The sequence below is a fragment of the Phragmitibacter flavus genome, from assembly GCF_005780165.1.
GTDB classification, from domain to species: domain Bacteria; phylum Verrucomicrobiota; class Verrucomicrobiia; order Verrucomicrobiales; family Verrucomicrobiaceae; genus Phragmitibacter; species Phragmitibacter flavus.
The window spans coordinates 136,798-155,968 of sequence record NZ_VAUV01000011.1 but is presented as its reverse complement, the minus strand read 5'-3'; the positions used below and the strand labels follow the sequence as shown (position 1 = coordinate 155,968).

General features: G+C 57.7%; 16 protein-coding genes. 6 read left to right on the top strand and 10 right to left on the bottom strand.

All coding sequences use genetic code 11. From position 1 onward, the window contains the following. From FEM03_RS15915 to FEM03_RS15895, 5 genes are all read left to right on the top strand, one after another. Entirely contained in the window at positions 1 to 450 is a 450-nt protein-coding gene (locus FEM03_RS15915) for a cupin domain-containing protein (RefSeq protein ID WP_138087270.1), read from the top strand. A gap of 32 nt (positions 451 to 482) precedes the next feature. Then, positions 483 to 5,597, top strand: coding sequence for a PVC-type heme-binding CxxCH protein (locus FEM03_RS15910; RefSeq protein WP_138087269.1), 5,115 nt, complete (start codon positions 483 to 485; stop codon positions 5,595 to 5,597). 149 nt (positions 5,598 to 5,746) lie between these two features. Next, positions 5,747 to 6,121: a helix-turn-helix domain-containing protein gene (locus tag FEM03_RS15905; protein ID WP_138087344.1), complete on the top strand. Its 375-nt coding sequence runs from the start codon at positions 5,747 to 5,749 to the stop codon at positions 6,119 to 6,121. Further along, positions 6,118 to 7,419: a type II toxin-antitoxin system HipA family toxin gene (locus tag FEM03_RS15900; protein WP_138087268.1), complete on the top strand. Its 1,302-nt coding sequence runs from the start codon at positions 6,118 to 6,120 to the stop codon at positions 7,417 to 7,419. Before FEM03_RS15905 ends, FEM03_RS15900 begins: the two co-directional genes overlap by 4 nt. Positions 7,420 to 7,536: 117 nt before the next feature. Continuing rightward, a complete protein-coding gene (locus FEM03_RS15895; protein ID WP_166442902.1) occupies positions 7,537 to 10,089 on the top strand; it encodes a beta strand repeat-containing protein in 2,553 nt (850 codons plus the stop codon). Positions 10,090 to 10,128: 39 nt separating this feature from the next. Here FEM03_RS15895 and ychF read toward each other — a convergent pair whose 3' ends face one another. From ychF to rpmB, 9 genes are all read right to left on the bottom strand, one after another. Then, positions 10,129 to 11,244, bottom strand: coding sequence for a redox-regulated ATPase YchF (ychF, locus tag FEM03_RS15890; RefSeq protein WP_138087266.1), 1,116 nt, complete (start codon positions 11,242 to 11,244; stop codon positions 10,129 to 10,131). A gap of 61 nt (positions 11,245 to 11,305) precedes the next feature. Continuing rightward, entirely contained in the window at positions 11,306 to 11,701 is a 396-nt protein-coding gene (locus tag FEM03_RS15885) for a type II toxin-antitoxin system VapC family toxin (RefSeq protein WP_138087265.1), read from the bottom strand. Further along, the gene (locus FEM03_RS15880; RefSeq protein ID WP_138087264.1) at positions 11,689 to 11,931 is read right to left on the bottom strand and encodes a type II toxin-antitoxin system Phd/YefM family antitoxin; all 243 of its coding nucleotides are present in this window, start codon (positions 11,929 to 11,931) and stop codon (positions 11,689 to 11,691) included. Before FEM03_RS15880 ends, FEM03_RS15885 begins: the two co-directional genes overlap by 13 nt. 39 nt (positions 11,932 to 11,970) lie before the next feature. Beyond that, complete coding sequence (locus FEM03_RS15875) at positions 11,971 to 12,855, bottom strand: phosphotransferase family protein (RefSeq protein WP_138087263.1); 885 nt, start codon at positions 12,853 to 12,855, stop codon at positions 11,971 to 11,973. Between the two features lie 26 nt (positions 12,856 to 12,881). Next, positions 12,882 to 13,979: a biotin synthase BioB gene (gene bioB / locus FEM03_RS15870; RefSeq protein WP_138087262.1), complete on the bottom strand. Its 1,098-nt coding sequence runs from the start codon at positions 13,977 to 13,979 to the stop codon at positions 12,882 to 12,884. A gap of 65 nt (positions 13,980 to 14,044) precedes the next feature. Next, entirely contained in the window at positions 14,045 to 14,767 is a 723-nt protein-coding gene (locus FEM03_RS15865) for a hypothetical protein (RefSeq protein WP_138087261.1), read from the bottom strand. Between the two features lie 82 nt (positions 14,768 to 14,849). Beyond that, positions 14,850 to 16,145 (bottom strand): diaminopimelate decarboxylase, encoded by a 1,296-nt coding sequence (gene lysA, locus FEM03_RS15860; protein WP_138087260.1) that lies wholly within the window; start codon positions 16,143 to 16,145, stop codon positions 14,850 to 14,852. Positions 16,146 to 16,210: 65 nt separating this feature from the next. Continuing rightward, positions 16,211 to 16,489 carry a hypothetical protein gene (locus FEM03_RS15855; protein ID WP_138087259.1) on the bottom strand — a complete coding sequence of 93 codons (279 nt, stop codon included), beginning with the start codon at positions 16,487 to 16,489 and terminating at the stop codon, positions 16,211 to 16,213. A gap of 9 nt (positions 16,490 to 16,498) precedes the next feature. Further along, positions 16,499 to 16,762, bottom strand: coding sequence for a 50S ribosomal protein L28 (gene rpmB / locus FEM03_RS15850; protein WP_138087258.1), 264 nt, complete (start codon positions 16,760 to 16,762; stop codon positions 16,499 to 16,501). A gap of 104 nt (positions 16,763 to 16,866) precedes the next feature. Here rpmB and FEM03_RS15845 point away from each other — a divergent pair, with 104 nt between their 5' ends. Beyond that, positions 16,867 to 17,889, top strand: a complete 1,023-nt coding sequence (locus tag FEM03_RS15845; protein WP_138087257.1) for a Gfo/Idh/MocA family protein — start codon at positions 16,867 to 16,869, stop codon at positions 17,887 to 17,889. A 90-nt stretch (positions 17,890 to 17,979) separates the two neighbouring features. Here the strand turns inward: FEM03_RS15845 and FEM03_RS15840 are convergent, their stop codons facing one another. Next, entirely contained in the window at positions 17,980 to 19,170 is a 1,191-nt protein-coding gene (locus FEM03_RS15840) for a glycosyltransferase (RefSeq protein ID WP_138087256.1), read from the bottom strand. Between the last annotated feature and the right edge of the window lies 1 nt (position 19,171).

Below are 19,171 nucleotides of genomic sequence, written 5' to 3'. Positions count from 1 at the left end.
ATGAGCACTGAGAATCGATTTTTCGTTCAGGTCGGAGATGCATCACGGGAGATCAATCCATGGACACACAACGAGTGGTTGTGTAGTCCTGACCTGGTGGATGCGGAGAAGTTGCTGTTGGTGCGCGCCAATTTGGCTCCGATGCATTGTCATCCTTTTCATCTGCATCCGCATCGGGAGGAAATCATTTATGTCTTGTATGGTCGCGCGGAGCAGTGGGTGGGGGACGAAGTTCGGATTTTAAGTGCGGGGGAGATGGCGCATGTTCCTCCCGGGACGGTGCATGCGACTTACAATCCGCATCAGGAACCACTGGTGTTTCTTGCCATCCTGTCGCCCGCGAAGTTGCCGGACGATTTGGCGAAGGAGGTTGATCCTCTTGATGTGTCTTCTGAAGAAACTTGGTCGTCATTGCGAGATGGACGGCCTCCCTGCAAAACCCTGGCCTAGTTACTTTATTTTCAGCTTATTCCTCACTTATCATGAAATTCCTTTTTGCTTTGGTTGTTGGTCTGTCGTGGTTGCTGGCTTCGTCGAGTTATGCGGCTGATCCGTTGCGGGTTTATATTCGCTCCGGTCCGAAGTCACACGGTCCGGGTCAGCATGATTATCCGCAGTTTCTAAAAGACTGGGTGCCTTTGTTGAATGAACGCGGGGCGCAGGCGAGCGGAGCGAATGAGTTTCCAACTCGTGAACAATTGGAGAAGACGGATGTGTTGATTCTGCATGCTCAAGAGGCGGGGAATATTAACTTGGGCGAAGAGCGCAAAAATTTGCTAGAGTTTGTCAATCGCGGTGGTGGGATCGTGGTGATCCATGCGGGAATTGTGGCGAGGGATCACGAGTGGTTCAAGGGAATCGTTGGAGGTTCGTGGAAACATGGGCAGACGAAGTGGCTGGAAGGTCCGATGTCGCTTTACTTTACTGATAGGGAGAACCCCATCACCAAAGAATGTTCCAACTTCGATTTGGATGATGAAATTTATTATGACATGGACCTTCTACCGGAGGTGAACATTCTTGCGGCGGCTTACACTCCCAAAGCTTCGGGAGCGCGGAATGCGGATGCGCTGAAGAAAGCGGAGAAATCAACGGAAGGTGGCAAGCGGGTGAGCATTTATGATATTCAGCCGCAGATGTGGACTTATGAAAAAGACAACTACCGGGCATTTGTTTCCATTCCCGGCCACTTGTATGAAAATTTTTCACACAATTCAATTCGCACGATGTTGTTGCGCGGCATTGCCTGGGCGGGGAAACGGGAGAATGTGGATGAGTTGTGCAAAGCGGAGGAACTGGCCGATGCGTTGAGATATCCAGAAGGTGGTCCGACTCGGCCTGAGCTGGCGGCGATGAAGATTGAGGTGCATCCAGAGTTTGACCTGTCGCTGGTGGCGGCGGAGCCTTTGATCAACAAGGCGATGAATATTGATTGGGATGAAAAGGGGCGGATGTGGGTGGCGGAGACGCCGGAGTATCCGAATGGATTAAGGAAGGCGAATACCGAGGAGTGGAAGGAATCGGGTTCGGTGAAGCCGGGGGAATATGAGCGTGATCCGATTGATTGTATCAGCATCCTGACGGACACGAACGGGGATGGGGTGATGGACAAGAAGAAAGTGTTTGCAGACAAGTTGGAGTTGGTGACGAGTTTTGTTTTGTATAAGAACGGGGTCATTGCGTGTGCGGCACCGGACATCTGGTTTCTGGAAGATACGGATGGGGATGAGGTGGCGGACAAGCGCACGAAACTCTACACGGGGCTTGGGACGGCAGATACGCATGCGGTGATGAACAATCTGCGTTGGGGGCAGGATGGCTGGATTTATGCAACGCATGGTTACAGCGCAGGGGATGTGATCGCGCTCGGAGCGGGGGCAAATACTGAGCCGGTGAGGATCAGTTCAGGGGTGGTGAGGTTTCGGCCTGATGGAACGGCGATAGAGGCGTTTTCCAGCAAGGGAGGCAATACTTGGGGATTGTGCATGACGTGGGATGGGGAGTGTTTCTGGACCCAGCCGACGAGTGGCACGGTGTTTTTTCATACGGTGCTACCAGAGTATTTGCTGGCCAAGGGCAAGGTGCCGGGAGCGAATGGTTGGAAGGGGATGATCACCGCGCAAAAGAGTTATCCGCTGTTGCAATGGGAGCAGCAGGCTTATGTGCAGATTGACCAGGTAGGAGCGTTTACGGCGGCGGCGGGTTGTGCGATTTATGAAGGTGGGGCGTGGCCAGACAAGTGGAATTACAGTTATTTTACCGGGGAACCGACGATTAACTTGGTGCATCATCAGTTTGTGAAAAAGGATGGGGTGAGTTATCGCACTGAGAAAGAGGCAGGGCGTGAGGAAACGGAGTTTATGCGCTCCGGTGACTTGTGGTTCAGACCGATTGAGACGCGCATTGGTCCGGACGGGGCGCTATATGTGATTGACTTTTACAATCAGGCGGTCATTCACAATGATACGCGGGGGCCGTTGCATGGTCCGGCGAATGCGGCGGTGCGGCCGGATCGGGATCATTATTTTGGCCGGATTTGGAAAGTGCAGCACAAGGAGGCGAAGAAGGTGGAGGTGCCGGTGCTCGAGAAGGGGGGCATGGATGGGTTGATGAAAGTGCTTTTGGAGTCGCCCAATGCGCATCAGAAGATGAACGCGATGCGGTTATTGGCGGAGTCGCCTGATTTTCTGGTGACGATGGCGAAGTCTTCTGTGGAGGATGACAGGAAGAGGGCGTCGCTGTTCATGATGAATGCAAGTTTCGATGGGAAAGCGTCTCAGGTAGATGGGTATGAGTTCAACCGGCAGGAGTTTTTGAAGTTAGACGAAAAGCAGCAGGGGGAAATCGTGCAGGCCCTTCTCAGGGCAGACATTGGCAACGCGTCGCCAATGGATGCGGTTTTTCTTGGGAGTTATACCAGCGCTGCCGAGGTGAGGTCGGCGTTGCTGAAGGTTTATGAAGAGGCGACGGAAGATTGGACGCGTTCGGCCGTGTTGATCGCGGCGAGGGCGGACGGGCCATTGTTTATTGAGGATGCGATGAAGCGTGAGCCTTCGGCGGCGATGGATCATTTGGTGGATTTGTTGACGCCGTTGTTGCTGGAAGAGGCGGACGAAAGCCGGGTTCGGGAGTTGCTCGCGGCGGTGGCGCAGGGACCGGTGGATGCGGAAGGACTGCAAATGGTGGTGATGCGCCATCTGGCCAAGGGGAACTTGATGAAGCTGAAAATGGATGAGGCGCTGGTGAAATCGTTTGAGACGATGTTGTCGCGACCCAGGCTGGCATCGGTGGCGCTGCCGTTGATTGCGCGGTTGGATGTGGATGGCCGGCTGAAAGAGGCCATTGATGGTCAGACGGTGGTGCTTTCGGGCAGGCTTCAGGATGAGTCGGTGGGAGTCGGGGATCGTTTGTTTGCAGCGCAGGCGATGATTGGATTGGGTGACAAGTCTTTGTTGAAAGTGGTGATGGAAGTGTTGTTGAATCCAGACAGCCCGGAAGATTTGCAGAGAGGCATGGTGAGTGCGCTAAGTGAAGGTGGTGGAATGATGGAATTGGCAGAAGGGTATGGTGCCTTGAGTCCGGCTTTGAAGGCAGTGGCGTTTGATGAGATTTTGAAGCGTCCTGAAGCGACCATGGCATGGTTGAATGCGGTCGAAGAGGAAAAGGTGAAGGCGTTGGAAATCGGACCGGGGAATGTGGCGAGGTTGCGGACGCATCCGAATCGTGAAGTGGCGTTGCGGGCGAGCAAGCTGATGGACAAGTTGAATCCGGGGGCGAAGGCGAAGGGGGAGATCGTGGCGAGGTTGTTGCCGGAGGTGGTGAAGCCGGGAAATGTGGAGAATGGCAAGGTGATGTTTGCGGCGGCTTGTGCGGTTTGTCACAAGTTCGGCGACGTAGGATTGCGTGATGTGGGGCCGCCGTTGACGGGGATGGGGGCACATGGAGCGGCGGAGTTGCTGACGCATGTGGTGGATCCGAATCGTGAAGTGGATCCGAGTTTCTGGCAGTGGAACATCAGCACGAAGAAGGGGGAGAGTTATGCGGGAATTATTGTGAGTGAGAATGCGGCGAGCGTGACGTTGCGGCATCAGGGTGGTGATGTGGAGATTCGGAAGGTGGACATTGCATCTCGTGAGAACACGCACCGGTCATTGATGCCGGAAGGATTAGATGCGTTGGGGGCGGAGGTGTTGCGTGATATCCTGGCGTTCATGACGGCGGGGGATGCGAAGTTCCGGGTGGTGGATTTGAGGGAGGCTTATACGGCGGATGCGCGGCGGGGTTTGTTTGCGAAGGAGGAGGCGACGAATGACTCCGTGTTTCCGGTGAAGTATGGGAATATCGAGGTTGAGGGGATTCCGTTTTTCTTAATGGATCCGGCGAAGAGTGGGAATGGGTTAAATTTGGTGGTGTTAAAAGGTGGTTGGGAGAAGGCGGTGGCGCAGGGGTATCCGCAGCGGGTGGAGCTGGGCTTGAACGTGGCGGCGAAGCGGTTGCATTTGTTGAGTGGCATTGCGGGTTGGGGCTGGCCAGCCACAAAGGATCAACGTGGCGCGATGAAGGTGTCAGTGATCCATGCGGATGGTCAGGTGGAGGTGACGGAGTTGCTGAACGGCGTGGCGTTTGCGGATTACAACAGGGAGATTGAAGTGCCGGGTTCGAAGTTGGTGGAGGGCGTGGTGAAGCGGGGTCAGTTGCGGCTAATTTCGCTGGAGGTGAAAAAGCCCGGTCCGATCACGAAGGTGGTTTTGGAAAGTTATGACAACGGGGTGACGCCGGTGGTGCTCGCGGTGACGGCGGATTTGGAGGGGAGCGCGGGGTTTGTGGTAGATCAGGGCAAGCCGGCGGCGGTGGTTCCTGCGGTAAAGGTCGAGGAGGGGCCGAAGGAGGGGGGCAAGGGGGATGGACCGTTGGTGTCGGCGGGTGAGGCGGCTTGGGAGCAGGGCAAGTCGAAGGTGCTGGTGATTGGCGGGGGGAGTTCGCATGATTTTGCGAAGTATTTCGGGACAACGGATGTGGAGACCTTGAAAGCGGGTGGTTTTTCGGTGGTGTATACGGAAGACCGGGATCAGGCGGTGGCCGAGCTGGCGAATGCGGATGTGGCGGTGATCAGTGTGAACCGTCGCTTTTTTGACACGCCTGCTTATCGGAAGGCGTTGATGGATTTTGCCGAGGCGGGCAAGGGGATCGTGATGTTGCATCCGGGGACGTGGTATGCGTATCCGGAATGGCCGGAATTGAATGCGCAGATTGTGGGCGGAGGGTCACGCGGGCATGACAAGCTGGGCGAGTTTACGGTGAAGGTGGTGAACAAGGATCATGCGGTAATGAGGGGCATGCCGGAGTCGTTCAAGGTGGTGGACGAGTTGTATTATGTGAATGCGGAAGGGGTGCCAGAGGGAACGGTGGGGATTGAGGTGCTGGCGGAGACGAGTCCCAGTGAGAAATATGGCAAACCGCATCCGAGTGTGTGGTTGGCAAAACATCCGAAGGCAAGGGTGGTGAACATTGCGCTGGGGCATGATGGGCGGGTGCATGATTTGGAAGCGTTTAAGGTGCTTTTGAAGAATGCGGTGGGGCATGCAGGAGGAAAATAGAGATGTGAAACATCGTCATAGATGGCGAATAAATCAGCGAAATCGCACATATCCGTCTTTAGTGACGAATTAAAACTTGGATATTAGTAGGCAAATATGGCGAAATAATTGACAAATGGCAATTTAATCGTCATATTAGACGGGTTGTGATGATTGTAAATCAGATGGCGGATGAGCCCTTGTTACAGGAACTGGGGGCGAGGTTGATGGCGGTGAGGTTGGGGAGGAATTTGACTCAGGCGCAGTTGGCGAGGGAGGCGGGGGTGTCGAAGCGGACGTTGGAGAGGTTGGAGGCGGGGGAGGTGGCGGTGCAGTTGACGGGGTTGATCCGGGTGTTGCGGGTGTTGGATTTGTTGGAGGGGTTGAATCAGTTGGTGCCGGAGCCGGTGGCGAGTCCAATGGAGGAGTTGAAGTTGCGTGGTCGGCGACGGAAGCGGGCGACGGGGACGCGGGGTGGTGTTGGGGGTGGGTTGGCGGAGGAGGCGGCGGAATACCGGGTGTGGAAGTGGGGGGATGAGCGATGAGCACGATTGCCGAGGTGCGGCTTTGGGATACGACGGTGGGAGCGGTGTCGTTGGGGGATGATGGCGGGGTGGCGGCGTTTCAGTATGATCGGGATTTTTTGAGGAGTGGGATGGAGGTGTCGCCGGTGATGATGCCGTTGAGTGAGCGGGTGTTTACGTTTCCGGGGTTGGCGCGGGGAACGTTTAATGGGTTGCCAGGTTTGCTGGCGGATGCGTTGCCGGACAAGTTTGGCAATGCGTTGATTGATGCATGGCTGGCGACGCAGGGTCGGACGTCGGGGAGTTTTAATGCGGTGGAGCGGTTGTGTTACACGGGGGTGCGGGGGATGGGGGCGTTGGAGTTTGCGCCGACGGTGGGGCCGAGATTAAAACAGGCGAGGAAGATTGAGATTGATGCGCTGGTGCGGCTGGCTTCGGAGGTGCTGAGGGAGCGGGGTGGGCTGAAAGGGACGTTTGCGGGGAAGGGTAGGAAGGAGGCGCTGAATGATATTTTGCGGGTTGGAACTTCGGCGGGTGGGGCGCGGGCGAAGGCGGTGATTGCGTGGAATCCGCGCACAAATGAGGTGAGGTCGGGTCAGGTGGTGGCGGGTGAGGGGTTTGGGTATTGGTTGTTGAAGTTTGACGGGGTGTCGGGGAATCGGGACAAGGAGTTGGATGATCCGCAGGGGTTTGGGGCGATCGAGTATGCGTATGCGTTGATGGCGCAGGAGGCGGGGGTGGTGATGAGTGAGTGCCGGTTGTTGGAGGAGGGGGGCCGGAGGCATTTTATGACGCGTCGGTTTGACCGGCTGGATGGCGGGGAGAAGTTGCACATGCAGTCGTTGTGCGGGCTGGCGCATTATGATTTTAATGAGCCGGGCGTATATGGGTATGAGCAGGTGTTGGGATTGATCCGGCAATTGGGGATGGGAATGGAGGCGGTGGAGCAGCAGTTCCGGCGCATGGTGTTTAATGTGGTGGCGCGGAACCAGGATGATCATGTGAAGAACATCGCGTTTTTGATGAACAAGGCGGGGCGGTGGTCGTTGTCGCCGGCGTTTGATGTGAGTTACAGTTACAATCCGGATGGGGCGTGGACGGCGCGGCATCAGATGACTTTGAATGGTAAGCGTGACGAGTTTGTGCTGGAGGATTTTCGCGCGTGTGGGAAAGCGGCGATGTTAAAGCGGGGGCGTGCAGAAAGGATTTTGGAAGAGGTGCGCGAGGCGGTGATGAGGTGGCCGGAGTTTGCGGCGAAGGCGGGGGTCTCGGAGCGGGGGATGGAGGGAATTGGGAAGGCGTTGAGGATGGAGTTTTGACTCCGCGCATGAGGCGGAAAATCCTTGCCCCTCCAACCTCATTGCGTCAAAATGAAAATTATTCGGTCTTGTCATGCCCGTCGCCTCCGGGGCGCTCACAAAACACCTATGCCCCTCATGGTCCGCTCCACACACCATTTCCTCCTCGCGGTCACCATGCTCTTCCTCATCTCAGGTGCCGATCTGGCACTTGGACAAACCACCCGCACTTGGAACGGTGCCACCGCCGATCTCAACACTGCCGCCAACTGGACCCCATCCGGCCTTGTGGCTGATGGCGATCCCATCCGCTTCGATGGCGGCGGCGCCAACGACTCTCCCACCTTCGACAGCAGTTTTCAAGGTTCCACCGGCATCGGCATGGGCAACATCACTGTCACCTCCGGGCAGACTGATCCCCTCAACATCACCAACACCGGGGCCGCAAACTTGATCTTTCGTCTCGCCAATGGTGCTGGAATCGCCATTGAATCCGGAGCCGGTGCGACCAGCTTCGGCGGAGGCGGAAACGCTTTTCTCCTCGTCCTCGGCAGCGGCACCGGCATCCACAGTGCCGACTTTCTTAACAACTCCGTCAACACTGCCCTTTTCAACTCCAACGTGACCCTGGTCAGCGGAGGCACCACCACCCAAACCGCTGCGTTCGCCGGCACTGGCAACTGGACCATTGCCGGCCCCGTGACCAACAACATCGCCATCACCAAAAGCGGCACCGGCACCCTTGAACTCAACGGCACCAACAACTACAGCGGCCTCACCACCATTACCGGCGGCACCCTGAAAGCCGGAAGCTCCAGCGCCCTCGGCTCCACCGCAGCGGGCACCATTATCGAAGCCAACGGCACCCTCGACATCAACGGCCAAAATCTTCAGGGGGAAGCCATCACTGTGGCGGGCACCATCACCAACACCGGGGCCACCCAAAGCAACGCCTTGCGCAATGTTACCCTGTCCGGCAACGCCACCCTCACCGGCACCAGTCGCTGGGACATTCGTGGTGGCGGCGGCACGCTAAACCTCGCCGGATTCACTGCCGAAAAAACCGGCATCAACACCGTTGCCATCGTCGACAGTGCCATTTCCGCAGGCAACATCACCATTACCGCCGGCACGCTCAGCCTCACCCGCTCCACGTGGACCAGCGGCCTGCTCACCGTCAACAGCACTGGCATCGCTTTGTTCGAAAACAACTCCACCGGCACCTATTCCATGAACGTCGCCCTGTCTGGCGGCACCATGCGCACCATCGGAAGCAATACCGTTCTCAGCGGCCCCATCGCCCTCACCGGCACCAACACGGTCGCCGTGGCCACCGGCATCGTTCAAACCCTCTCCGGCCCCGTCAGCGGAGCCGGTGCGATTACTAAAACTGAGGCAGGCACCCTCGTCCTCTCCGGCACCAACAGTCACTCCGGCGGCACCATCATCGGCCCCGGCACCAACGGCATCCTGCGCGTCACCAACACCGCTGGTCTCGGCACCGGAGCCGTCACCGTCAATGGCGGCATCCTCGAACTTCTCAACAACGGCGCAGGCAACAATGGCACCATCACCCACACCAACAACGTCATCATCAACAGCGGCAACAACTCCACCATCCACGTCGGCAATAACGGAGCCAACACCGGCAACACCATCGTCATCGGCAACACCAGCTTCAATCTTGGCAACAGCACCCTCAATGTCACCGGTGCCAACGACTACCAACTGCGCATCAACGCGCTGCTCACCGGCGGCGGCAGCGCAGGCACCGCCGTGCTGAACCCCACCACGGCGAACATCATCGTCGGCAATTACACCAACGGATCTGTCGCCCGCACCCTGCAACTTGGCGGCACCAGCACTGGCAACATCATCCAGGGCAACATGGCCAACGGCGGTGGAACTGGCGTCGTGACCATCCACAAAACCGACAACAGCACTTGGTCGTTGAACGGTAACAACACCTTCAGCGGCGGCACCAGCATCACCGCCGGGACGCTGCTTGCCAATAACACCGGCTCCACTTCCGCCACCGGCACCGGAGCCATCACGCTCGCCTCGGGTGCCATCCTAGGCGGCAGCGGCAGAGTCGCCCCCACAGGCACCAACGGCATTTCCATTCAGGGCACCATCTCCCCCGGCACTCCGGGCGTGCTTGACGGCATTGGCACCTTTACGCTTGCCCCCGCCACCGGCAACGCCACCTTCGCCGCCACCGGTGCCGTCATCTTCCAACTCAAATCCAACGGCACCAACGGACTCGACATCACTCTCGACAGCCTTGGCAACATTGCCACCCTCGGCGGCACTTACAACGGGACTGGTGCCGACCGTCTCATCTTCGACGCCACCGGCACGGGTCTGCTCGACCTCACCGGTGCTTCTGACGGCAGCTTCAATGTCGTCTTCGCCTCCGGCTACACCCCCATGCTGGGCGACGCCTTTGATCTCCTCGATTGGGACAACGCCCTCGGCATCGACACCCGCCTGCTCAATCTGCAAAGCCTCACTGGTTATGATCCCACTTGGGTATGGGACGATTCAAGATTCGTCAGCGACGGCGTGATTGCCATCACCACCGTGGTCCCTGAACCCGGCCGTGCGATGCTCTTGATCGCCGGACTCGCCGCCCTGATCACCCGTCGTCGCCGACAAGTCGCGCCGCTTCAGTTTCACTCGGCCGCCTGATGCGAAGGGATACTTCGCGGTCCCAGGGACTAGTGCTTATCAGACATTGAAGCGCCATTCGACGACGTCGCCGTCTTTCATGATATATTCTTTGCCTTCGATGCGCAGTTTGCCTTTTTCGCGGCATTTGGCGTAGGAGCCGAGTTCGGAGAGGTCATCAAAGGCGACGATTTCGGCAGCGATGAAGCCGCGTTCGAAGTCGCTATGGATGACACCTGCGGCTTGGGGAGCTTTCATGCCTTTGATGATGGTCCAAGCGCGGGTTTCTTTCTCGCCGGTGGTGAGATAAGTTTGCAGGCCGAGGAGGCTGTAGACGCTTTTGATGAGTCGGGTAACGCCGCTGTCTTTGACCCCGAGGTCCTTGAGGTATTCCGTGGCTTCTTCCGGGGAGAGATCGGTGAGTTCGCTTTCGATGTTGGCGCTGATGACCACCGCGCTGGCGGAGTGGGCGTGCTGGGCATATTCGCGCACTTTGCTGACAAGAGGGTGTTTGTCCGGATCGTTGGTGGCGGCGGCGAGTTCGTCTTCAGAAACGTTGCAGGCGTAAATGCAGGGTTTGCCGCTGAGGAGGAAGAAAGATTTGAGGAGTTTGGCTTCCTCGTCGTTGAGTTCGAGGGTGACGGCGGGTTTACCGGCGTCGAGATGGGGTCCGAGTTTTTCGCAGAGGGCGAATTCGGCCTGGGCTTCCTTGTTCCCGCGTTTGGCTTCTTTTTCGTTGCGGTTTTTGCGTTTGGAGACGCTGTCCATGTCAGCGAGGATCAGCTCGGTGTTGATGACTTCGATGTCACGAACCGGGTCGACGGAGCCGTCAACGTGGTGAATGTCTTCGCTTTCAAAGCAGCGCACGACGTGGACGATGGCGTCGACTTCGCGGATGTGGCTGAGGAACTGGTTGCCGAGGCCTTCGCCCTGGCTGGCGCCTTTGACGAGGCCGGCGATGTCGACGAATTCGATGGCGGCGTGGATCAGTTTGACCGATTTCGAGATGCCGCTGAGCACTTCCAAACGTTCATCCGGCACGGTGACGACGCCTTGATTGGGCTCGATGGTGCAAAAGGGGTAGTTGGCAGCCTCCGCCTTGCGGGTGCGGGTGACGGCGTTGAAAAGAGTCGATTTGCCGACGTTGGGAAGTCCTACGATGCCTGCTTGTAACATGGGGTGGGGAGCTTAGCGGGTTTTGCGGGGTGCGCGAGGGAAAAAACGGTTTTGGGTATGACTACCAAATACGGGCAGCACCCAAGATGGAGAGCGGCGTGTCTGGCGAGAGCAGGATGAGGCCGAGGGTCAGTGCTTGGGCAGCGAGCAGGCGGTCAAAAGGATCAGGGTGGAGACGGGGGAGTTCGCCGCTGGTGTAGAGGGCGTCGTGGGTGATGGAGATCTGTTGGAGTTGGTGGTGCTGGATTTTTTCTGGAATCCATGCACGGGGTATTCCCGGTAGCGGCAGTCTGCCAGTGGAGTGTTTGAGTGTCACTTCCCAGATGCTGACGTCGCTAAGGAAAATTTGGGTCTCGGGATTGTCCAAAATCGCTTTCGCAGTGGGCGAGAGCATTGTGGGTTGCTGGGCGAGCCAAAGGAAACTGCAGGTGTCGAGGAGGTAATTCACAGGCCCCATTCCTTGAGTTCTTCTTCGGTGAGAGGCGCGAAAGCGGAGTCGGGGAAAATGAAGGGTGGACCGAGAATGTCTCCCACCTTGGGACGAGGTGGCTTGGTCGGGGGATCGATCGGGACGAGTTTGGCGATGGGTTTTTTACCACGGGAGATGACAAACTCCTCGCCTTTTTCGACGGCGGCGAGGTAACGGGAAAGGTGGGTTTTTGCCTCGTGGGTGGTGATGGTAGGCATGCGGGAAAGTCGCCGGAAGCTTAGAGTTAGTCAAGTGGACTAATGTTGGAGTGATTGACTGAGATTGATGAAATTTTGGATTCGATTCACACAGGCCATTTTGAATGAATGGGATAGCGTGGACGTGAGAAATTCCAGATGGCTGGCCAGGTCCATCAGTTGGGAGCGATATCGCCAATCGGGGGGCAAATCATATCCCTCCGCTTTGAGGCCTTTTGCTAAATGTGCTGATGAGTTTTCTGGGAGATGTCGAAGCAGGTTGCCGATGTCCATGTAAGAGCATCCAGAGTGGGCAAATTCCCAGTCCAAAATACCGACGATGTTGTCGCCGGAGATCAAGATGTTGTTGGGTCCGAAGTCTCCGTGGACAAGGTTGTGGCAACGGTCGAAGCCGGAGAGGATTTCGAAGTGGGTGGCCAGAATATCGTGAAGTTGAATGATCGTTGGCCGATCCAAAAAGTTGAGAACGGAAGGCGTCTCCAGTAAAGATGAAATTCCGGTGCCGAAAGAGGGCCAGGCTTCGAATTTCTTGACGATGCCGTCGGGAAATATTGCACCGGAACCGGGTAATGATATTTTCGCCAGGCGACCGATGATTTTGCCAGCTTCTTGGAGGAGGGTTGGGGTCGGCTGAAAAGGTTGGCCTTCGATGTAGCTCTGGACGGAAACGCCTTCGCCGACCCAGAGGTATTTGGGGACTGGGACGGTGTTGCTCACCAGATTGGTGAGGTGTCTTTCAAGCAGGGGGTTGCCACGTTGGTGGATTCTGCAGACGACTCTGCCGTGGTCGGGGGAATCGACCAGGTAGTTGCTGTTGCAGGCCCCTTGGGTAAGGAGCGTGGGGTCAAGTTGACGTGCTTCTGCGCCGAAGAATGGCGCGAAAAGCTGGGGATCGAAGGGGACGACAGGGAAACGTCGGTCCATGAGTTCCCCTGGGTGTTGATCCGGGGTTAAAGACCGGCAGGCTGCAAGCTCGTGTCACGGCTCCGCGCGGAAGTTCCGAGCCCGGCAGGCAAAATGCCTGCCTCACCCACAGGCTGCAAGCCTGTGTCACTTTCGCAGCAGGGGGAGAGGGGGCGGTCGAGGTTGGTCTCGGGGGCGCTCATGGCCGGGTTGGGGGACTGGGGGACGAGGCCGAGTTCTTGGAGGAGTTGCATGTCCTCGTTGGCTCTGGGGTTGACGGTGGTGAGGAGTTTGTCGCCGTAGAAGATGGAGTTGGCTCCGGCGAAGTAACACATAGCCTGGGCTTCTTTGGAGAGGGAATAACGACCGGCGCTGAGACGGACTTTTGCCTTGGGGATGGCGATGCGGGTGCAGGCGATCATGCGCACGAGGGAGAAGACATCGACGGGATCGTTGTCTTGCATGGGGGTGCCTTTGATCGGCATGAGAGAGTTGATGGGGACACTTTCGGGATGGGGGTTGAACTCGGAAAGCGTTTCGAGCATTTGCAGGCGGTCGTCGACGGTTTCGCCGAGGCCGAGGATGCCGCCGGTGCAGACGCTCATGCCGGCTTCCTGGGCATTGCGGATGGTGCGGAGCCGGTCGTCAAAGGTGTGGGTGGTGACGATGGTTTTGTAGTGCTCGCGTGAGGTGTCGATGTTGTGGTTGTAGGCGGTAACACCGGCGTCTTTGAGGGCGGTGGCTTCTTCGGGGCCAAGTTCGCCGAGGGTGACGCAGACTTCCATGCCGAGGGTGGCGACATTTTCGACGATGTCGATGACTTGATCAAATTTCTGGGTGCCCATGCGGACGCCTTTCCAGGCGGCACCCATGCAGAAGCGGGTGGAGCCGTTGGCCTTGGCGGCGCGGGCGCGCTCCATGACGGTGGCGGTGTCCATGAGGGTTTCTTTTTGAAGACCGGTGGTGTAGCGGGCGGATTGGGCGCAGTAACCGCAGTCTTCGGAACAGCCGCCGGTTTTGATGGAGAGCAGGGTGCAGAGCTGGACTTCGCGCTGGGGCCAGTTTTCTTCATGAACGGCGCGGGCCTGTTTGAGGAGATCGAAGAAGGGCTGGTCGTAAAGGCTGCGGAGTTGGTCGAACTTCATGGGAGGAGAGTGAAACGTGAAAGTGGGAGAGTGGCTGGGCGGTGCACTTTTTTACAGTGGATGGATTAATTGGTCCAGCGAGAACCGGGGGAGAGTGAGACGTTGACGGGGTCGGTGTAATCGGTTTTGCCGATGGCTCCAATCATAGGAAGGCCGGTGACGCGTCGCCATTCGCCGGACATGCTTTCTCCGGTGTGGCAGCCCCAGCTTTTGACGAAGGCTCCTTTGGCGAAGGCGCGGCTGCTGATTTTGGAGAGGTCGCGTTGGTGGAGGTAACCTTTGGAGGCTCCGTAGATGGCGCTGCTGTAGTCGAACATGAAGCAGTATTTGTTGCTGTGTCCGTAATACTCGAAGCTGACGATTTTGGTGCGGGAACGGTTTTGGCCGTTGTTGATGTGGCTGATGACCTGGTCACCGCTGTTAAACCAGACGAGGCGGACGCGGTAGGCATCGCGCACGGATTCGACGAGGGCAATGAGATCGCGTTGGTCCTCGGCACTGCGCATGGTGTAGGCGTTGCGGTAGACCATCCAGGTGATCAATGCATTGGGATTTTGCTTTTGAATTTGCTGGATGCGGACGCGGGCGGGACGGATGAAATTGCCCCACCAGCGGTCGTGTTGGGTGCCTGGTGCGCGGAGGTTTTCCCATTTACGGAGGGCAACGCCTCCGCTGATGATGAGGTGTTCGCCGTTGCTTGGGAATTGGGCTTGAGCTTGCGCGCTGGCCGGGGAGAAGATGGCTGCGAGGAGAAGGGCAGCGAAGGCAAGGAGAGGCAGACGGGGCATGAGTGGAAAGAGAGCGAAGAGTTCGTTCGTTGAGAGCGCTGGTGGACACTCTCAACTAAGAACTCTCAACTCTCAACTTTTCTCAAGCAATTCGTTCACCTTTAAGGAGATCGTCGATGGTCTGGCGCTCGCGGATGACGTGGGCCTGGGTGCCGTCGACAAGGATTTCAGCGGGCAAAGGACGGGTATTGTAGTTGGAGGCCATGGTGAAACCGTAGGCTCCGGCACTGAGGACGGCGAGGTGGTCGCCCTCCGCCACCGGGGCGAGCGGGCGGTCTTGGGCGAGGAAGTCGCCGGTCTCGCAGATGGGGCCGACGATGTCGACGATTTCTTCGGGATTGGTGGTGTCCTTGTTGACGGGAACAATCTGGTGCCAGCCTTCATAGAGGGCGGGGCGGATGAGGTCGTTCATGCCGGCATCAATGACGACGAATTTTTTGGCGTTGCCTTTTTTGTTGTGGAGGACCTTGGTAACGAGGGCTCCGGCGTTGCCGACCATGAAGCGACCGGGCTCAAGGAGGATGCGCAGCTTGAGGGGGGCGAGGATGGGGGTGAGGGCGTTGGCGTAGGTCTGGATGGTGAGAGGGCGCTCGGTTTCGGACTGGTTGCCCCACCAGGTTTTGTCGCCGCTGTCGAGGCTGTCCTGATAAACGATGCCCATGCCGCCGCCGATGCTGAAGAACTTAATGTGGTGGCGCTCTTGCAGTTGCTGGACGAGGGGGACGACTTTGTTGGCGGCTTCAACGAAGGGATCGACGCTGGTGAGCTGGGAGCCGATGTGCATCTGCAGCCCGCGAATTTCGAGGTTGGGACAGTCTTCCGCAGCGGCGGCGTAGGCGTCGAGGATACGGTCGAAGTCGATACCGAACTTGTTCTCGCTTTTGCCGGTGGAGATGTATTTGTGGGTTTTGGCGTCGACGTTGGGGTTGACGCGTAGGGAGACCGGGGCGGTTTTGCCCATTTCTCCAGCGATCTGATTGATGTGGCGGAGTTCGGCTTCGGACTCGGCGTTGAAGCAGTAGATGCCTTGCGAGAGGGCGAATTCGATTTCGGCGCGGGTTTTGCCGACGCCGGCGAAAGTGGTTTTGCCTGGGTTGCCACCAGCGCGGATGACGCGATGGAGTTCGCCGCCGGAAACGATGTCGAATCCACCACCGAGGGCGGCAATGGTGTGCAAAATCGCAATGTTGGAGTTCGCTTTAACGGCGTAGCAGACGAGGTGATCGAGTTCGTTGAGGGCGCTGTCGAGACGCGTGTAATGGTCGGTGATGGTCTCCTTGCTGTAGACGTAGAGAGGGGTGCCGTGCTGTTCCGCGAGGGTGTTAAGGTTGACGTTTTCGCAGTGGAGTTGCCCTTGGAGGTAGCGGAAGGAGTGCATGGATTGAGTGGGAAGGGAAAAGGGTGGAGAGTATTAGTGGGGATTTTGGGGGACGCAAGGGGGAGTCAGGGTTTGCGTTTCTGCCGACGTTGATGTTGAAGGGCTTGGTGGAGGAAGACGATGACGCAGAGGGTTTTGAGGAGCAACAGCCACCAAGGGGTCCACCAAGCACCGGAGCGGATTTCGATGAGATCGCTGATGCCAAAAGCGAAGAATGCCAGGGGAAGGCTGAGGGAAAAGGGACGTTGATTTTTGGGAGATCGGAACCAGCGCCAAAACAAAACCGCGCTGATGGCAATCCACAGCGCGGCTTCGGAAAAATTGAAGTAGGCGGCGAAGTTCACCGCGCTAGTTTAGATCACGCCGGCTTCGGAGAGAACTTTGAAAGCACCGTTTTTGTGAACGGTTTTGAGTGCACGTGCGGTAAGGCGGACGGTGACCCATTCATTAAGTTCTGGAACGAAGATGCGTTTGTCGCGCAGGTTCGGGTAGATTTTGCGTTTCACGCGCTTGGTGATGTGCTTACCAATACCGCCTTCTTTTTTGGCTTTACCGCTACGGTGGATTTTGTGGCCGGTGGTAACTTTGGCTCCGGTGATTTGGCAGGCTTTAGGCATGGTCTGGCAGGCTGATGGTGAAAATTCGTGGGTGGGTAGGTTAGCGAACTTTTAGGATACGTCAAATATTTTGAGTTTTTTTGCGCGCGATTGATGGTGTTGGCATGAGTGGACATGTGCGCATTGGAATTGTTGGGGCAGGTGGGATTGTGAAATCGCGACATTTGCCCGCCTTGCTGGCGATGCCGGAAGTGGAGTTGGTGGCGGTTTGCAATTCGACGCTGGAGAGTGCGCAGCGGTTCTGCGCGGAGTTTTTGCCGGGCGCGGAGCCGATGGAGAAGTGGTGGGAACTGGTGAGCCGGACGGATGTGGATGCGGTGTGGATCGGGGCGACGCCGGATTTGCACAGCGAGATTTCGTGTTATGCGTTGCGGGCTGGGAAGCATGTGTTTTGTCAGGCGCGAATGGCGAGGAGCATGACGGAATCGGAGGCAATGTGGGAGGCGGGATTAAGCAATCCGGAATTGGTCGCGATGTTGTGTCCGCCGCCGTTTGGGATGAAGGGGGATTTGACGGTGAAGCGGTTGTTGGGTGAGGGGGCAATTGGAAAAGCGCATGAGGTGGTGTTGCGCAGCATGGGTGGTCAGTGGCTGGATGCGCACGCGCCGATGCATTGGCGGCAGTCGGTGGAGAAAAGTGGACTGCAGGTGCTGACGTTCGGGATTTACGTGGAGGTGTTGCAGCGCTGGTTGGGCGATGTGGTGTCGGTGTTCGCGGATGGGGTGGTGGTGATTGGGGATCGGCAGGGGCAGGCGGTGGAGGTGCCGGATTTTCTGCATGTGCTGTGTGGGTTTCGCAGCGGTGTGAGAGGGAGCCTGTTGTTTAGCGGGGTGGCGGCTCATGCACCGGGCGAGAGTGTGGAGATTTACGGGAGTGAGGGGACGTTGGTGTATGATTTTGTGGTGGACGAGATCCGGCTGGGACGTCGCGACGGGGCGATGGAGGTCGTGCCGATTCCTGAGGGGGAAGCGCGGGAATGGCGGGTGGAGCGTGACTTCGTTGAGGCGGTGCTGGATCCGTCAGCGCCGCGACCAAAGCCGGATTTTCTTGAGGGCATCAAGTATATGCGTGTGGTTCAAGCAGCGGCGGAGTCGATGGACTCGGGGGTGGCGGTGCGGGTGGGGTGAGGTGGAGGCGACGCTGAAGCGATTTTTTTGGGCGGCAGTTTGATGGGGCGAGTGAATGGGTGCCGGTTAGTCAAGGATCGGTGGCTAAGGCTATTGTCCGAGCAGATGGCGAATTCGTCGGCCGAATTTGATCAGGCGATTTCGCCAGCGCCACGAACGCGTTTTTTTGATGTCCCTGAGTTGAGTTTTCAAGTTGCTGGCAAGGCGTCGCCAGCGACGGGCTTCCGCCGTTTTCGCCTTGATCCTGGATTGAGTCTTTTGGAGGGTTTGCTCCATTCGTTTTTGGAGCAAGGTGGAAAAGCTGGAAGTGAGTTCAAACTGCCGCTGGAGGTGGGCGAGATCGTGTTCGGCATCGGAAATGGTGGCCGATGATGAGGGAGGTGCCGGTAAGGTTTTTTTCCATGTGGACGCGATGTCGCGGGCGATGCTGTCGGTCAGATTCTGGGCTTCGATGAGCCCTGTGGAGGAGTTTTGGGACTCTGGAAAGGGGAGTTGGGAAGCGAGGACATGGGACCATTTTTTCACAAAATACTCGCGATTGCGCAAGGCCATGAACTCACGGAACTCCCGTTTCGAGCTTGATCCGCGATGATGCATCAATTGGGATCGGGGCTGACATAGGACGGTCCAACCATGGCTTCGCACGGTGAGGCAGAAGTCGACATCGACGAAGTAGGCGGGGTAGATGTTTTCGTCGAGGCCACCCACTGCATCCCAAGTGGATGCCCGTGCAAGCAGCGAGCAGGTGGGGGTGTAGTCGACGGCGCGCAAGTCATCGGATCGGCTCGCTTCCGGCGGACCATCGCCCCAAGGTGGAGTGGTTTGGGCATTTTGCCACAGCACCCAGCCTTCGGCCTGGAGAGTGCCGTCCGGGTTGAAGATGCGGCTGCCCACGATGCCGGCTTCAGGGTGGCGGTCTGCCACTTCCACCAATGACTCGAGCCAGCCGGATCTGACTTCGGTGTCGTCGTGCAGCAGGACGAGAAATTCGCCGGACGCGTGTTTGCGTGCCCGGTTGTTGCCGCCAGCGACTCCGAGGTTGACGCTGGAACGGGCGATCACGACACCGCGGACGCAGTTCTGGGCGAAATCGACCACGTCTTGTTGGGCTGCGTTGAGCATCAGCACGACCTCATAACTGATGTCGGTGGAGATGTTTTCCCGCAGGGCCTCAAGACAACGCTGGAGCCGGTCGGCACGGCTGGTGGTGGGGATGAGAATGGAGACGCGAGGCGATGCTGACGGGGGGAAAGTGATGATTGGCAAAGGTGACGCGTCCATG

What these genes read in the sequence shown, in the direction of transcription:
- FEM03_RS15915 (WP_138087270.1), top strand. Translation starts at nt 1, where the DNA reads ATGAGCACTGAGAATCGATTTTTCGTTCAGGTCGGAGATGCATCACGG.
- FEM03_RS15910 (WP_138087269.1), top strand. Translation starts at nt 483, where the DNA reads ATGAAATTCCTTTTTGCTTTGGTTGTTGGTCTGTCGTGGTTGCTGGCT.
- FEM03_RS15905 (WP_138087344.1), top strand. Translation starts at nt 5,747, where the DNA reads ATGATTGTAAATCAGATGGCGGATGAGCCCTTGTTACAGGAACTGGGG.
- FEM03_RS15900 (WP_138087268.1), top strand. Translation starts at nt 6,118, where the DNA reads ATGAGCACGATTGCCGAGGTGCGGCTTTGGGATACGACGGTGGGAGCG.
- FEM03_RS15895 (WP_166442902.1), top strand. Translation starts at nt 7,537, where the DNA reads ATGGTCCGCTCCACACACCATTTCCTCCTCGCGGTCACCATGCTCTTC.
- ychF (WP_138087266.1), bottom strand. Translation starts at nt 11,244, where the DNA reads ATGTTACAAGCAGGCATCGTAGGACTTCCCAACGTCGGCAAATCGACT.
- FEM03_RS15885 (WP_138087265.1), bottom strand. Translation starts at nt 11,701, where the DNA reads ATGGGGCCTGTGAATTACCTCCTCGACACCTGCAGTTTCCTTTGGCTC.
- FEM03_RS15880 (WP_138087264.1), bottom strand. Translation starts at nt 11,931, where the DNA reads ATGCCTACCATCACCACCCACGAGGCAAAAACCCACCTTTCCCGTTAC.
- FEM03_RS15875 (WP_138087263.1), bottom strand. Translation starts at nt 12,855, where the DNA reads ATGGACCGACGTTTCCCTGTCGTCCCCTTCGATCCCCAGCTTTTCGCG.
- bioB (WP_138087262.1), bottom strand. Translation starts at nt 13,979, where the DNA reads ATGAAGTTCGACCAACTCCGCAGCCTTTACGACCAGCCCTTCTTCGAT.
- FEM03_RS15865 (WP_138087261.1), bottom strand. Translation starts at nt 14,767, where the DNA reads ATGCCCCGTCTGCCTCTCCTTGCCTTCGCTGCCCTTCTCCTCGCAGCC.
- lysA (WP_138087260.1), bottom strand. Translation starts at nt 16,145, where the DNA reads ATGCACTCCTTCCGCTACCTCCAAGGGCAACTCCACTGCGAAAACGTC.
- rpmB (WP_138087258.1), bottom strand. Translation starts at nt 16,762, where the DNA reads ATGCCTAAAGCCTGCCAAATCACCGGAGCCAAAGTTACCACCGGCCAC.
- FEM03_RS15845 (WP_138087257.1), top strand. Translation starts at nt 16,867, where the DNA reads ATGAGTGGACATGTGCGCATTGGAATTGTTGGGGCAGGTGGGATTGTG.
- FEM03_RS15840 (WP_138087256.1), bottom strand. Translation starts at nt 19,170, where the DNA reads ATGGACGCGTCACCTTTGCCAATCATCACTTTCCCCCCGTCAGCATCG.